Genomic DNA, 14,676 nt, shown 5'->3' with positions numbered 1-14,676 from the left:
GATGGATCGCGATCGCGACGAGTCCGGCCGACCCCGCAATGCCAGGGCCCGCGACGCACTCGGCCGACCTCTGCCGCCGGGCGCGCAGGGGGAACCCCGAATTCCGGACGACCTGAGTCTTCCGCCGGCCGAAACCCTGGCCTACGCGCAAGATCTGCTCAGCCGAGGGAGCGCGTTTCACGCTCACGAAGTCTTCGAGGCGGCCTGGAAGAACGGACCCGACGGCGAGCGGCCGCTGTGGCAGGGGCTGGCCCAGTTCGCGGTCGGCGTCACCCACATCCAACGCGGCAATCGCATGGGTGCCGCCGCCCTGCTGCGCCGGGCATCAACGCTGCTTGCCGAGGTCCCGGGAGCGCCCTACGGCATCGACATCGCCGGTCTGACCGCAACCGGGGCCGAGCTCGCCGACGATCTCTCCGCAGGCGCCGAGATCGATGCGGAGCGGTTGCGGCCGCGACTGACCCGGTGACGGAACCAATAGCTGGCCGATAGCGTCAAAACGTTTATGACACAACCCGACTGCTCTCTGGAGAACACCGCCGAGCTGCTCGGACCGCTGCCGCAGACCGCAGCACAGGTCTTGGGCGAGTGGTCAGGCACCGACCCCGGTGACCCCTGGTGGTGACGCGCTAGCGGCCGGCACCTCGCGGTGCGGCTCCCAGGCTGACGGGTAGGCGTTTCACGCCGCGGAGCAACGTGCTGTCGTTGAGCGTCGGCTCGCCATCCAGTGCGAGTGCCGGAAAGCGCCGAAACAGTGCTTCCAGGCCGATGTTCAGTTCTAGGCGGGCGAGCGCTGCGCCGATGCAGACGTGAATGCCGGAACTGAAGCTGAGGTGTTCGCGCGCGTTGGCGCGTGTGGGGTCGAATTCGTCGGGACGCTCGAACAGCACCGGATCGCGGTTCGCTCCGGCGAGGAGCACGAATACTGCCTGCCCTTCGTCGATGGGGCAGCCCTCGATCTGCAGCGGCTCTGTCGCCACCCGTACCCCGAGCTGGGCGACGGAGTCGTAGCGGAGCGTCTCCTCGACCGCGTTGGACCAGCCTTCGGGATGAGCTTGCAGGTGCGCCAGCTGTTCCGGATGACGCAGTAGCGCGACCACCGCGTTGCCGAATGCGTGTGTGGTGGTGATGAATCCGGCACCGAGGAGCAGGCCGGCGAACATCCTGACCTCGTCTTCGGTGAGATCGTCGTCGTGGAGTACGGCCGACAGGATGCTGTTGTCCGCGTCGTTGAGCCGAAGTCGCTCGATATGTGCGGCGATGTAGCCTTCGAAATCGCGCAGCGCTACAGAGGCGGTGTAGAAGTCGTTCCAGGCGGGCACTGTTGTGGTCAGCAGCTTGGCCGCGGGGTCGGCGAGAGCGTGAAGCCCCGCTATCTCCTCGCCGGGGAGTCCCAGCATCTCGGCAATGACCTCGATGGGGATCCGGGCCGCGAAGGTGGCGATCAGATCGCAGTGCGACTGGCCGTCGAGATCGTCGAGCACCCTGTTGGTGATCTCGTGAATGCGATCGTGAAGTCCGTCGATCGCTCGAGGTGTGAAAGCACGCGATACCAGGCGACGCAACCGGGTGTGCACGGGCGGATCCACCACCAGGAGTGACGGTGGCTCGACGGGATTCATCATGTCCGGGGCCGTCTTGGCGGCCAGCCACCGGACCGCACGAACAGGAAACCGATCCTGCGGTTTGATGGTCCGGAATCGGTCGTCGCGCAGAATGTTTCGGACGATTTGCGCGTCAGCGGTGACCCAACCGCCGCCGATCCCGGGAGACATTCGACCCCGACGGCGGACCTCCTCGATGAGGCGATAGGTGTTCTCGGGTCCACCGCTGTCGATGACCAGTCGGGCGAACGGGTCGTCGCGATGAGCGAGCGCCGTGAGCACCGAACGAGCAAGTCCGTAGTCCAACAACCAGTGCACCCGGGTTTTGACGTGCAGGTCCATGGTGACGCGCTAGCGGCCCTGGCGGCGGATCGCGCTGACCACCCCGCGGATGGCCGACTCGGTGGCAGCAAGCGGTGAGATCACCGCTTCGCCGACCCCCACGATGCGTTCGACGCGCTCGACGATCCCTTCCATGCGCGCGACCACCGCGTCGAGCCGGGGCGCCAGCTCGTCGATGCGGTTCAGCGTGGAGTTGAACACGACCAGCGTCTCCTCGAAGTACTCGAGGGTGCCGTTCAGTCCGCTCATCGTGGTGTTCAGATCGGTGAGCGCCTCGCTCATCCCGGACAGGATGGTGTCGAGCTGGTCGACGGTGACGTCGGCGTTGAGCGCCGCCTGGGCCAGGGTCTTGATCCGGTCCCGGCCAGATCGTGGCGCGGGCGGCTTGTCAACCATGGGCTCAGTGTGGCAGCTTGCTCGCCGCCTCGGTGTCCAGAAGCCAAACCGTGGCGTCGCTTCCTTTCGCGCCGGCCGCCGGCCAGTCTGCGGGCTTGGCGCCCCCGACAGCTTCGGCTACTGCCTCCGCCTTGCCCTCACCCGATACCACCAGCCACACTTCGCGCGAGCGATTCACGGCGGGCAGGGTGAGCGTGATCCGCCGGGGCGGCGGTTTGGGGGAGTCCTCGACGCCGACCACCAGCCGCTTGGTCTCCGCGACCGCCGGGGTATGCGGGAACAGCGAGTTGATGTGGCCCTCCGGCCCCATCCCCAGCAGGTGCACATCGAACACCGGTGTCGGTTCGCCCGGTCCGGCATTGGCGGCGAGCACACTCTCGTAGGCCAGTGCCGCCGCGTCCAGGTCGTCGCCGAACTCGCCGTCGCTGGCCGCCATCGGGTGCACGTTGCTGTCCGGGATGTCGATGTGGTCGAGCAGCGCCTCGCGTGCCTGCTTGTCGTTGCGATCGTCGTCATCGGCGGGGACGTATCGTTCGTCACCCCAGAAGATGTGTACCTTCGACCAGTCGATAGCCTCGTCGTGGGCGCCGACATGTTTGAGCAGGTTGATTCCCGTTCCGCCGCCGGTCAATACGACGAACGCCTGCCCGCGTGCGGCGACGGCGGCGGTGATCGCCTGGACCAGCCGGTCGCCGACGGCGGCCACCAGCGCTGAGGTATCCGGATAGGTCTCGACTATCTGGTTCACATCGCGACCTTTCGACTCGGCTCGATTAGACGTACTGCACCTTTTCAATACCCGCCAACGCCTCGTGGTAAATCTCGTCGGCGTCGAGCCGGCGAAGATCCTCGGCAAGGCACTCGCGGGTCTCTCGCCGCGGCAACGGCAACAGCGCCTCCGGGCGGTCGGTGCGGGTCAGGGTGGCGGTCACGCCCTCCTGCGGGCGGGCGAGCGTCACGGTCTCGGAGGCGCGCACCAACTCGACCTTCAACTCACCGACGGCGCGGGTCACGGTGCCGTCGATCCGGCTGGCCAGCCAGCCAGCCAGGATGTCGAGGGCCGGCTCGTCCTTCAACCCGGACACCGACGCCGCCGTCAGCGGCTCGTACGGCGCTTGGTCCACCGCCGACGCGAGCAGCGCGCGCCAGTAGGTGATGCGGCTCCACGCCAGGTCGGTGTCGCCGTCGGTGTAGCCGTTCAGCCGGCTCTTGATCGCCGCCAGCGGGTCCTCTGTTCCGGTGGCATCAGTGATCCGGCGAATCGCCAAGCGGCCCAACGGATCCTCCGCGGGGTTGGCCGGAGCGACGCCCGGCCACCAAGCCACCACCGGGGTGTCTGGCAGCAGGAAGGGCAACACCACACTGCTGGCGTGGTTGGACAGCGGACCGGAGATCCGCAGCACCACCACCTCGCCCGCACCTGCGTCGGCACCAACCCGCAGCTGACCGTCGAGGCGCGCTTCGCCGGCCAGCCGGTCGGCCGGGACCACCACGATGATGCGGCAGGGATGCTCCCGGCTCGCCGCCACCGCCGCCTCGATGGAGTCCTCGACCCGGGCCTCGGTGTCGGGTGCGACCACCAGTGTCAACACCCGGCCCAGCGTGATCGCCCCACCCTCTTCACGCAGCGCGGTGATCTTCTTGTTGAGCACGTTCGTCGTCGTATCGGGCAAGTCGACAATCATTGGCGCCGCTTCTCCTCATCGCTCGTTCCTCGCTCTGCATCGGCGCCGGCGCGAATCACTAGGGACGCCTCCATTCACGACCGGAGCGCTGCAACACCTCGAACGCCGAGTCGGGTCCCCAGGTGCCCGACTCGTAGGGATCCGGCTTACCGTGGGAAGCCCAGTAGTCCAGCACGGGATCGAGTATCTCCCAGGACAATTCGACCTCGGCGTTGCCCGGGAACAGTGACGGCTCGCCGAGCAGGACATCCAGGATCAGCCGCTCGTAGGCTTCCGGGGAATCCTCGGCGAATGCCGACCCGTAGGAGAAGTCCATGTTGACGTCGCGGACCTCCATGGCACTGCCGGGCACCTTCGACCCGAAGCGCAGCGTGATGCCCTCGTCCGGCTGGACGCGGATCACCAAGGCGTTCTTGCCCAATTCCTCGGTCATCGTTGCGTCGAACGGCAGGTGAGGAGCTCGCCGGAACACCAGCGCCACCTCAGTCACCCTGCGGCCCAACCGCTTTCCGGTCCGCAGATAGAACGGCACCCCGGCCCAGCGCCGGGTGTCGACATCGAGGGTGATCGCGGCGAACGTCTCGGTGGTGGACGACTTCGAGAAGCCCTCCTCGTCGAGCAGCCCGACGACCTTCTCGCCGCCCTGCCATCCCGCGGTGTACTGGCCGCGCGAGGAGGTGGCATCCAGTGGCTGCGCCAGCGAAGTCGCCGAAAGTACCTTGATCTTCTCGGCTTTCACTTCGTCCGGGTGGAAGCTGACCGGCTCTTCCATCGCGGTGAGCGCCAGCAGCTGCAGCAGATGGTTCTGGATGACGTCGCGCGCCGCCCCGATCCCGTCGTAGTAGCCGCCGCGACCGCCGAGGCCGATGTCCTCGGCCATGGTGATCTGCACACTGTCCACGTAATGGTTGTTCCAGATCGGCTCGAACAGCTCGTTGGCGAAGCGCAGCGCCAGGATGTTCTGCACCGTCTCCTTGCCGAGGTAGTGGTCGATGCGGAACACCGACTCCTCGGGGAACACGCTGTTGACCACCTGGTTGAGCTCGATCGCGCTCTGCAGGTCATGGCCGAACGGCTTCTCGATGACCACCCGGCTCCAGCGGCCTTCCTGCTGGCGGGCCAGTCCGGACTTCTTCAGCTGCTCGCAGACCACCGGGAAGGCTTTCGGCGGAATCGACAGGTAGAAGGCGTGATTGCCGCCGGTGCCGCGTTCCACGTCGAGCTTTTCCAGCGTCTCGGCCAGCCGGCTGAACGACGCCTCGTCGTCGAAGGAGCCCTGGACGAACCGGAAGCCCTCGGCCAGCCGGTCCCACACCTCTTGGCGAAACGGGGTACGGGCGTGCTGGCAGACCGCGTCGTGCACGATAGCGCCGAAATCCTCGTCGGCCCAGTCCCGCCGGGCGAAGCCGACCAGCGAGAACGATGGCGGCAACAGACCGCGGTTGGCCAGGTCGTAGATCGCCGGCATCAGTTTCTTGCGGGCCAGATCGCCGGTCACACCGAAGATCACCACCCCGCACGGGCCGGCGATCATCGGCATCCGCTTGTCCCGCTTGTCGCGCAGCGGGTTGTGCCAGCTGGTCGGAGCGGGGGCTACCACCCCGGGTACGGGACGGTCCGTCATTTGGCCGCGGCGTCGAGCTGGTCCTGAGTCGCGTCGAGCAGTTCCTGCCAGGACTTCTCGAACTTCTCGACGCCCTCGTTCTCCAGCAGCAGGAAGACGTCACGCAGGTCGATGCCGATGGCGTCGAGCTTGTCGAACACCGCCTGCGCCGCGCCCGCGGTGCCGGTGATCGTGTCGCCGGTGACAACCCCGTGGTCGGCAACGGCGTCCATCGTCTTCTCCGGCATGGTGTTCACCGTGTTCGGGGCGACCAACTCGGTGACGTAGAGGGTGTCGGAGTAGTCGGGATTCTTGACACCCGTGGACGCCCAAAGCGGACGCTGCACCCGTGCCCCGGCATCGGCCAGGGCGCGGAACCGGTCGCCGCCGAGGAACACCTCTTCGTAGGCGGCGTACGCCAGCCGGGCATTCGCGACGCCGGCCTGTCCGCGCAGGGCCAGCGCGTCATCAGAGCCGATCTTCTCCAGCCGCTTGTCGATCTCGGTGTCAACCCGGGACACGAAGAACGAAGCGACGGAATGGATCTTCGAGATGTCGTGGCCGGCTTCCTTGGCCTTCTCCAAGCCCTGCAGGTAGGCGTCCATCACCAACCGGTAGCGCTCCACGGAGAAGATCAGGGTCACGTTGACCGAGATGCCCTCGGCCAGCACCGACGCGATGGCGGGCACCCCCGCCTCGGTGGCCGGGATCTTGATCAGCAGGTTGGGCCGGTCGACGATCTTCCACAGCTCGATGGCCTGCAGGATGGTCTTGTCGGTCTCGTGGGCCAGCCGCGGGTCGACCTCGATCGAGACCCGACCGTCGACGCCGTCGGAGGCCTCCCACTGCGGTCGCAATACGTCGCAGGCCTCCCGGACGTCGTCGGTGGTGACGGTGCGGATCGTCGCGTCGACGTCGGCGCCACGCTCGGCGAGCTCGGAAACCTGTGCGTCGTAGGCGTTTCCGTTGGACAGGGCGGCCTGAAAGATCGACGGGTTGGTGGTGACCCCGACCACGCTGTGCGTGTCGATCAGCTCCTGCAGGTTGCCCGACCGCAACCGGTCCCGGGACAGGTCGTCGAGCCAGACGGACACACCGGCCGCCGACAGTGCGGCGAGGTTCGGATTCTGTGCCATGACGTTCCCTTCAGTTGGTCGTGCGGGTTAGTTGTCGATCACACGTTCCGCGGCGTCGGCGACAGCTTCGGCGGTGAACCCGAACTCGCGGAACAAGGTCTTGTCGTCGGCGGATTCGCCGTAGTGCTCGATGGAGATGATCTCGCCGGTGTCGCCGACGAATCGGTACCAGCTCTGCGCCACACCGGCTTCCACCGCAACCCGGGCCGACACGTCGGGCGGAAGAACGCTGTCGCGGTATTCCTGCGGCTGCGAGTTGAACCACTCGACGCACGGCATCGACACCACGTAGGCGTTGATGTCCTTGGCCGCCAACAACTTCTGCGCGTCGACTGCCAGCTGCAGCTCAGATCCGGTGGCGATGATGATCACGTCGGCGTCATCGGCCGGGTTCCCACCGCCCAGGACGTAGCCACCTTTCTGGACGCCCTCGGCGCTGGTGCCCTCCAGCACCGGAATGCCCTGACGGGTCAGGATGAAACCGACCGGCCCGGCACCGTTGCCGCGAGCGACGATGCTGCGCCAGGCGTAGGCGGTCTCGTTCGGATCGCCGGGACGCACCACCGACAGCTTCGGGATCGCCCGCAGCGCGGCCAGGTGCTCGATCGGCTGATGGGTGGGGCCGTCCTCGCCGAGACCGATCGAGTCGTGCGTCCAGATGTAGATGGTGTCGATGTCCATCAGCGACGCCAGTCGCACCGAGGCCCGCATGTAGTCGGAGAATTGCAGGAACGTGCCGCCGAAGGCACGGGTCGGCCCGTGCAGCACGATGCCGGACAGGATCGCACCCATCGCGTGCTCGCGGATCCCGAAGTGCAGCACCCGGCCGTACCAGTCGGCGGTGAAGTCCTCGGTGGAGATCGACGGCGGCCCGAACGACTTGACGCCCTTGATGGTGGTGTTGTTGCTACCGGCCAGATCGGCTGAGCCACCCCACAATTCGGGCAGTTTCGGTGCGACGTCGTTGAGGACCTGGCCGAAGGCGGCGCGGGTGGCGACCGCCTTGGAACCCGGTTCCCAGTAGGTGATGTCGGAGTCCCAGCCGTCGGGCAGTTCCTGCGCCAGCAGCCGGTCGAGCAGCGCCTTGCGCTCCGGTTCGCGCTGCGCCCAGGCGTCGAAATCGCCTTGCCACTTCTCGTGCGCCTCGCGACCGCGGTCGACGAGCTTGCGGGTGTGCGCGATGACCTCGTCGTGCACCTCGAACTTCTTGTCCGGGTCGAAACCGAGGACCTTCTTGGTGGCGGCCACCTCGTCGTCGCCGAGCGCGGCGCCGTGCACGCCACCGGTGTTCATCTTGGTCGGCGCCGGATAGCCGATGATCGTCCGGACGGCGATGAACGACGGCTTGTCGGTCACCTTCTTGGCTTCGGCGATGGCTTCTTCGATGCCGACGACGTTCTCGCCGCCCTCGACTTCCTGCACGTGCCAGCCGTACGCGCGGTAGCGGGCCGGGACGTCCTCGCTCAAAGCGATGTCGGTGTCGTGCTCGATCGAGATCTTGTTGTGGTCGTAGAACACGATGAGGTTGCCCAGTTGCTGGGTGCCCGCCAGTGACGACGCCTCGCTGGTGATGCCCTCTTCGATGTCGCCGTCCGAGGCGATCACGTAGATGTGGTGGTCGAACGGGCTGGTGCCGGCCGGGGCGTCGGGATCGAACAGCCCGCGCTCGTAGCGTGCGGCCATCGCCATGCCGACCGCGGATGCCAGTCCCTGGCCCAGCGGGCCGGTGGTGATCTCCACGCCCAGGGTGTGCCGGAACTCCGGGTGGCCGGGGGTCTTGGAACCCCAGGTGCGCAGCGATTCGATGTCGGAGAGCTCCAGGCCGAACCCACCCAGGTACAGCTGCAGGTACAGCGTCAGGCTGCTGTGGCCGCAGGACAGGACGAATCGGTCGCGACCCAGCCAGTGGGTGTCGCTCGGATCGTGCCGCATCACCCGCTGGAACAGCGTGTAGGCCAGCGGCGCCAGGCTCATGGCGGTTCCCGGGTGGCCGTTGCCGACCTTCTGCACCGCGTCGGCGGCCAGGACCCGGACCGTGTCGACGGCCTTCGAATCGACTGGCGTCCAATCGTCCGGGTGGTGGGGCTGGGTCAGCGTGGCGATCTCTTCGACAGTGGTCACAAACTCGCTCCTGGCTTAGTCAAAACGCGGCAAGCTGGGGTGGTCCTCTTCACCCTAGTGCTGCTCGGTGCTCGGCTGCATAGTGCTGCTACCAGCGTTACCCGCGGGTGAAGCTCTACACCTCGAACTGTGTCATCACGGTGGAATCGCCGTGAATCGACCCGTCGGTGTCAGGGACTGTGCCCGGGCGACTACCATCCTCTGTAGTAGATCGTCGGGTCAGGAGTCAGTTGCGTGAGAGTTCGCGAAGTGCACCTCGTTGACGGGGCGCCCATTCGGTTCCGCGACAGGCTGCTGGGATACCTCGCCCTGACCAAACCGCGGGTCATCGAGCTGCTGCTCGTCACCACCATTCCGGCCATGCTGTTGGCCGGCCGCGGCACCGTCGACCTGCCGCTGATCCTCAACACCCTGTTCGGCGGTCTGCTGGCCGCGGCAGGTGCCAACACGCTCAACTGTGTGGCCGACGCCGACATCGACAAGGTGATGAAGCGCACCGAACGGCGGCCGCTTGCCAGGGCCACCGTGCCCCGCAGCCACGCCCTGGTGTTCGGGCTGACGCTCTCGGTCGGATCGTTCTTCTGGCTGTGGTGGACCACCAACCTGCTCTCAGCGCACCTGGCCGCGGCCACGATCGCCTTCTACGTGCTCGTCTACACCCTGCTGCTCAAGCGCCGCACCTCGCAGAACGTGGTGTGGGGCGGTGCTGCCGGCTGCATGCCGGTGATGATCGGCTGGTCGGCCGTCACCGACACGATCGGCTGGCAGGCGCTGGTGATGTTCGCGATCATCTTCTTCTGGACGCCGCCGCACACCTGGGCGCTGGCCATGAAGTACAAGGACGACTATCGCGCCGCGGGCGTGCCCATGCTGCCGGTGGTGGCCACCGAGTTGCAGGTCACCAAGCAGATTCTGATCTACACCTGGCTGACCGTGATCGCCACGCTGGCGCTCGCGCCGGCCGCCGGCTGGCTGTACGGCTCGGTGGCCGCACTGGCCGGGGCCTGGTTCCTGATCATGGCGCATCGCCTGCATGCCGGCGTGCGTCGCGGCAACCCGGTCAAGCCGCTGCGACTGTTCCTGCAGTCCAACAACTACCTGGCGCTGGTGTTCGTCGCACTCGCCGTCGACTCGGCGCTGGCGCTGCCGACGCTGTTCAGCTAGTTCTGAGGCAGCAGTACGATCGAGCCGGTCGTCTTGCGGCCCTGGAGATCCCGGTGCGCCTGGGCGGCTTCGGCCAGCGGGTAATGGCCACCGACCGTTATCGTGATGGCGCCGGACGCGATCGCTTCCAGTAGCTCACCGGCGCGCCACGCGAATTCGTCCGGCGTACGGGTGAAGTGGGCGAGGTTGGGCCGGGTGAGGAACACCGACCCGGCGGCGTTGAGCCGCTGCGGATCGACCGGCGGGACGGGTCCGCTGGACGCGCCGAACAGTGCCAGGGTGCCGCGGATCGCCAGGCTCGCGAGGCTGGCGTCGAATGTGGTCTTGCCGACACCGTCGTAAACGGCGGCGACACCGTGGCCGTTGGTGAGCTCGCGGATCGCGGCGGCGAAGTCGGCGGGGTCCTCGGGGTAGTCCAGCACCTCGATCGCGCCGGCCTGCCGCGACAGCTCCGCCTTCTGCGGGCTCGAGGCGGTGGTGATCACCCGCGCACCCAGGCTGGTGGCCCACTGGGTCAGGATCAGTCCGACGCCGCCGGCCCCGGCGTGCACGAGCACGAAATCGCGGGCCTGCACCGTGTACACCGACTTGATCAGATAGTGCGCGGTCATACCTTTGAGCAGCGCCGAGGCGATGGCGTCCGACGGTACCGAATCAGGCACGTAGGCGACGAAATCTGCTGGGGCCGTGCAGAACTCGGCATAAGCTCCGGACGCCACCGCGGTGACAACCCGGTCGCCGGGCGTGATGGCCGCGACGTCGTCGCCGACCGCAACGATCGTTCCGCAGACCTCGGTGCCCACCACGAACGGCAGTTCCCGCGGATACAGACCGGACCGGAAGTAGGTGTCGATGTAGTTGACGCCGATCGCATCCGCCTGGATGAGCACCTCGGCCGGGCCGGGTGTGGGCTGCGGCTTCTCGACGTATTTCAGGACCTCGGGACCGCCCGTCGCGGCGACTTCGATTGCGTGCATGTCACTATCATCCCCGCCATGAGCGTTCGCCCGAATCTGGCACGTCCCGACGTCTTCCATCCGAGCATCGTGCTGGCGGGCTGCCCGCGACTCGTGGCCGGTGACGGCGACGACGACGGACTGATCGCCGCCCTGCGGACCCGCGGGCTGCACGCCCGCTGGCTGTCCTGGGACGACCCGCAGACCGAGACCGCGGACCTGGTGATCCTGCGGGCCGCCTGGGATTACGCCGAACGCCGCGAGGAGTTCCTGGCCTGGACCCGCCGGGTGCGCCACCTGCTCAACGCCCCGGAGGTGGTGGCGTGGAACAGCGACAAGCACTATCTGCAGGATCTCGCCGACGCGGGCGTGCCGACCGTCCCGTCGTATTTCTTCGCACCGGGGGACAAGGTGCGCCTGCCCAAGGGTGAGGTGGTGATCAAGCCCGCGATCGGTGCAGGCTCGATCGACACCGGCCGGTTCGTCGACCGGGCCGCGGCGGGCGCACACGTCGCCGCGTTGCAGGACAGCGGGCGTACGGCGCTGGTGCAGCCCTACGACGCCCGCGTCGAGCAGGGGGAGACCGCGCTGGTGTTCCTCGGCGGCCGGCAGTCCCATGCGTTCACCAAGGGCCCGATGCTGCCGCCCGAAGGGGAGTCGCCCACGCTGCATGAGTCCGGCACCTACGTGGAGGAGTCGCTGGCCCCGGCGGATCCGGACTTCGAGATGTGGGACGTCGGCGTGGCCGCGCTGGCTGCCGCCAGTCGCCATCTGGGTATCGAGCCCTGTGAATTGCTCTATGCCAGAGTCGATCTCATCGGCGGCTCCGACGATCCGGTGGTGCTGGAGCTCGAGGTGATCGAGCCCGGACTCGGCTGGCGCCAGCTCGACGAGCGGACCCGCGAGCTGCAACAGCGCGCGTTCGCGCTCGAGGTCGAGTCAGCGTGTGAGCGTCTTGGGCTCGGCCCGCTGTCGCATCGACGCCCATAGCGCCGCGGTGGCCGCCGTGCAGGCCGCCGCGCCCGCGACGTGCACGGCCACCAATGCGGCCGGCACGCCGGTGAAGAACTGCACCGCGCCGACCAGTCCTTGGGCCAGCACCAAACCCACGAGCACGGCCAACCGCTTCATGATGAACCGGGGCGCGAACACCGCCTGCAATCCGGCGGCCAGCCCGACCAGCAGCGCCAGGTAGGCGACCAGCAGCGTCGCGTGCATGTGCACCAGCGTGAGGATCTCGACCTCGAGCCGCGGCACCGGGCGCTGCGGACTCTTGTCGCCGGCGTGCGGGCCGGCGCCGGTCACGAGGGTCCCCGTGGTCAGCGTCGCGGCCAATGTGAGTGCGCCGAGCACGGTCAGATGCCGCAGCGGCTTGGGCACCAGCGCGGTCGAGATGCCGTCGTCGGGTTCGCCGATCTTGACGTAGAGCAGGGTGGCCAGCCACACCATCGCCATCGACGCCAGTAGGTGGATCGCGACCGTCCACCACGCCAGCCCCGCCAGCACGGTGATCCCGCCGAGCACCGCCTGCACCACCGTCGACGCCGGCATCAGCCAGGCGTAGATCAGCACCTCCCGACGGCGGCGGGCGCGGGTGACGGCCAGGACGGCCAGGATCGCGGTGATCACGACGAGGAAGGTGATCATCCGGTTGCCGAACTCGACGGCCTGGTGGATGACCGGCACCTCGGCGTGCGGGACCGGGACGAAGCTGCCGGGGAAGCATTGCGGCCAGGTGGGGCAGCCGAGGCCGGATGCGGTGACCCGCACGATCGCGCCGGTGACGGCGATACCGCCCTGGGTCAGGATGACCGCGGCGGCGATGATGCGCTGGACGCGCAGGCTCGGCAGTGGCAGCAAGTCCACCAGCCGCTGGAAAAACCGTCCGACGGGCACGGCCTGATCGTAGAGGACGTCTAACTACGCCCTGTAGTAGGGATCGGCGTAGTAGGGACCGGCTCGCGCGCCTAGGTGAAGCGGAACCAGCGCAGCGCCGCCAACGCCGACACCACGCCCCACGCCGCCAGCACCGCGATGCCGAACCAGTCGACCGACAGCGACATCGCCCGGGTCAGTGCTTCGGTGAGCGCGCCGGACGGCGTCAGCCGCGCCACCCAGGCCACCCCACGCGGAATCGCGCCGGTCTCCAGGGTCAGCGCTCCCAGCCCGGCGAACACGAACCACAGCAGGTTGGCGACAGCCAGCACGATCTCGGCGCGCAGCGTTCCGCCCAGCAGCAGGCCCATCGCCACGAAACCCGCCGTGCCCAGTGCGATCACCAGCGCGCCGAGCAGCAGCCCGACCGGATGCGGGCGCCAGCCCAGGGCCAAACCGATGCCGCCGAGCAGCAACGCCTGCAGGAACACCACGGTCACCACGGCCAGCGCTTTGCCCGCGATGATGCCCCACACCGGAAGTGCGGTGGCGCCCAACCGTTTCAGTGCACCGTAGCGGCGGTCGAACGCGACGGCGATGGCCTGGCCGGTGAACGCCGTGGAGATCACCGCCAGCGCCATGATCGCCGGAACGAACACCGCGACCCGGTGCGTGCCGAACGAGCCGAGCGGCAACAGGGTGAGCCCGATCAGCAGCGTGATGGGGATGAACATCGTCAGCAGCAGCTGTTCACCGTTGCGCAGCAACAGTTTCAGTTCCAGGCCGTACTGCGCCGCCAGCATCCGCGGCACGGTGCTGGGCCGTGGGTCGGGCGCGAAGGTGCCCGGGGGAAAGAGTTCGCTCGTCATGACCGCAACTCCCTACCGGTCAACTCCAGGAACACGTCTTCGAGGCTGCGCTGCTCGACCCGCACATCGGTGGCCAGCACGTCGAGCCGTGCGCACCAGGCTGTAACCGTTGCCAGCACCTGCGGGTCGATCTTGCCTTCCACCAGGTATTCACCGGGCGAAACTTCCTTGGCCGCATAGCCTTCCGGTAGCGCAGCGATCAACAGCGACAGGTCGAGCTGTCGGGGCGCGGAGAATCGCAACTGTCCTTCGGCGCCGGAGTTCATCAACTCCGCGGGTGTTCCCGACGCCACGGCCGAGCCGTGGTCGATGATCACGATCCGGTCGGCGAGCTCCTCGGCCTCCTTGAGCTGGTGGGTGGTCAACACCACGGTCACGCCGTCGCGGCGCAGCGCGTCGATGAGCTCCCACACCACCAGCCGCGCGTGCGCGTCCATTCCGGCGGTGGGCTCGTCGAGGAAGACCAGTTCGGGCCTGCCGACCAGGGCGCATGCCAGCGCCAGCCGCTGCTGCTGGCCGCCGGACAGCCTGCGGTAGGTGGTTCGGGCGGCGTCGGTCAGCCCCAGGGTGTCCAGTAGCCAGGCCGGGTCGAGCGGATTGGCGGCGTAGGAGGCCACCAGATTCAGCATCTCGCCGGCCCGGGCCGCCGGATAGCCGCCGCCGCCCTGCAGCATGACGCCGATTCGCTCGCGCACCCGCGCGTTGTCGGCGACCGGGTCCAGGCCCAGCACCTCGATGGTGCCGCCGTCTGGCCGGGTGAAGCCCTCGCACATCTCGACCGTGGTGGTCTTACCTGCCCCGTTGGGGCCCAGCAGGGCCAGCACCTCGGCGGCGTGCACCTCGAGATCGAGATTCGCCACGGCCGTCGTCGACCCGTAATGCTTGGACACCCCGCGCAGTCGCACGGGGATTTCGCGGCCGGAAC

The 14,676-nt window shown here is 67.8% G+C and carries 14 protein-coding genes; 3 read left to right on the top strand and 11 right to left on the bottom strand.

What is annotated here, in order from left to right; all coding sequences use genetic code 11:
- The first annotated feature begins 1 nt into the window (after position 1).
- Positions 2 to 469, top strand: a complete 468-nt coding sequence (locus Y900_RS00885) for a DUF309 domain-containing protein (RefSeq protein ID WP_036337893.1) — start codon at positions 2 to 4, stop codon at positions 467 to 469.
- A 160-nt stretch (positions 470 to 629) separates the two neighbouring features.
- Here Y900_RS00885 and Y900_RS00880 read toward each other — a convergent pair whose 3' ends face one another.
- The 7 genes from Y900_RS00880 to tkt are packed head-to-tail and all read right to left on the bottom strand — an operon-like array spanning position 630 to position 8,887.
- A complete protein-coding gene (locus Y900_RS00880; RefSeq protein ID WP_036337890.1) occupies positions 630 to 1,946 on the bottom strand; it encodes a cytochrome P450 in 1,317 nt (438 codons plus the stop codon).
- 9 nt (positions 1,947 to 1,955) lie between these two features.
- Positions 1,956 to 2,342, bottom strand: a complete 387-nt coding sequence (locus Y900_RS00875; RefSeq protein WP_036337887.1) for a hypothetical protein — start codon at positions 2,340 to 2,342, stop codon at positions 1,956 to 1,958.
- Between the two features lie 4 nt (positions 2,343 to 2,346).
- Positions 2,347 to 3,090, bottom strand: coding sequence for a 6-phosphogluconolactonase (gene pgl, locus Y900_RS00870; RefSeq protein ID WP_036337884.1), 744 nt, complete (start codon positions 3,088 to 3,090; stop codon positions 2,347 to 2,349).
- A 25-nt stretch (positions 3,091 to 3,115) separates the two neighbouring features.
- Positions 3,116 to 4,027 (bottom strand): glucose-6-phosphate dehydrogenase assembly protein OpcA, encoded by a 912-nt coding sequence (gene opcA / locus Y900_RS00865; RefSeq protein ID WP_036337882.1) that lies wholly within the window; start codon positions 4,025 to 4,027, stop codon positions 3,116 to 3,118.
- 58 nt (positions 4,028 to 4,085) lie between these two features.
- Positions 4,086 to 5,651, bottom strand: coding sequence for a glucose-6-phosphate dehydrogenase (gene zwf, locus Y900_RS00860; RefSeq protein WP_051659806.1), 1,566 nt, complete (start codon positions 5,649 to 5,651; stop codon positions 4,086 to 4,088).
- A complete protein-coding gene (gene tal, locus Y900_RS00855) occupies positions 5,648 to 6,766 on the bottom strand; it encodes a transaldolase (protein WP_036337879.1) in 1,119 nt (372 codons plus the stop codon). Before tal ends, zwf begins: the two co-directional genes overlap by 4 nt.
- Before the next feature lie 27 nt (positions 6,767 to 6,793).
- Positions 6,794 to 8,887 carry a transketolase gene (gene tkt / locus Y900_RS00850; protein WP_036337875.1) on the bottom strand — a complete coding sequence of 698 codons (2,094 nt, stop codon included), beginning with the start codon at positions 8,885 to 8,887 and terminating at the stop codon, positions 6,794 to 6,796.
- A gap of 234 nt (positions 8,888 to 9,121) precedes the next feature.
- On the opposite strand from tkt, the gene Y900_RS00845 reads away from it, so the two are divergent.
- Positions 9,122 to 10,051: a heme o synthase gene (locus tag Y900_RS00845; RefSeq protein WP_036337872.1), complete on the top strand. Its 930-nt coding sequence runs from the start codon at positions 9,122 to 9,124 to the stop codon at positions 10,049 to 10,051.
- On the opposite strand, the gene Y900_RS00840 is transcribed toward Y900_RS00845, so the two are convergent.
- Positions 10,048 to 11,028, bottom strand: coding sequence for a quinone oxidoreductase family protein (locus Y900_RS00840; RefSeq protein WP_036337870.1), 981 nt, complete (start codon positions 11,026 to 11,028; stop codon positions 10,048 to 10,050). The genes Y900_RS00845 and Y900_RS00840 overlap by 4 nt on opposite strands.
- An 18-nt stretch (positions 11,029 to 11,046) precedes the next feature.
- Here Y900_RS00840 and Y900_RS00835 point away from each other — a divergent pair, with 18 nt between their 5' ends.
- Entirely contained in the window at positions 11,047 to 11,997 is a 951-nt protein-coding gene (locus Y900_RS00835; protein ID WP_036337869.1) for an ATP-grasp domain-containing protein, read from the top strand.
- Here the strand turns inward: Y900_RS00835 and Y900_RS00830 are convergent.
- The 3 genes from Y900_RS00830 to Y900_RS00820 all read right to left on the bottom strand — a co-directional run bounded on the left by Y900_RS00830 (position 11,947) and on the right by Y900_RS00820 (position 14,656).
- Positions 11,947 to 12,903 carry a COX15/CtaA family protein gene (locus Y900_RS00830; RefSeq protein WP_036337868.1) on the bottom strand — a complete coding sequence of 319 codons (957 nt, stop codon included), beginning with the start codon at positions 12,901 to 12,903 and terminating at the stop codon, positions 11,947 to 11,949. The genes Y900_RS00835 and Y900_RS00830 overlap by 51 nt on opposite strands.
- Before the next feature lie 71 nt (positions 12,904 to 12,974).
- Positions 12,975 to 13,751 carry an ABC transporter permease gene (locus Y900_RS00825; RefSeq protein ID WP_036337867.1) on the bottom strand — a complete coding sequence of 259 codons (777 nt, stop codon included), beginning with the start codon at positions 13,749 to 13,751 and terminating at the stop codon, positions 12,975 to 12,977.
- Positions 13,748 to 14,656: an ABC transporter ATP-binding protein gene (locus Y900_RS00820; protein ID WP_102808027.1), complete on the bottom strand. Its 909-nt coding sequence runs from the start codon at positions 14,654 to 14,656 to the stop codon at positions 13,748 to 13,750. Before Y900_RS00820 ends, Y900_RS00825 begins: the two co-directional genes overlap by 4 nt.
- Positions 14,657 to 14,676: the final 20 nt, after the last annotated feature.

The organism is Mycolicibacterium aromaticivorans JS19b1 = JCM 16368 (genome assembly GCF_000559085.1).
Classification (GTDB): domain Bacteria; phylum Actinomycetota; class Actinomycetes; order Mycobacteriales; family Mycobacteriaceae; genus Mycobacterium; species Mycobacterium aromaticivorans.
Note: the sequence above shows the minus strand (reverse complement) of the source record. Positions and strands in the feature narration are given on the sequence as shown.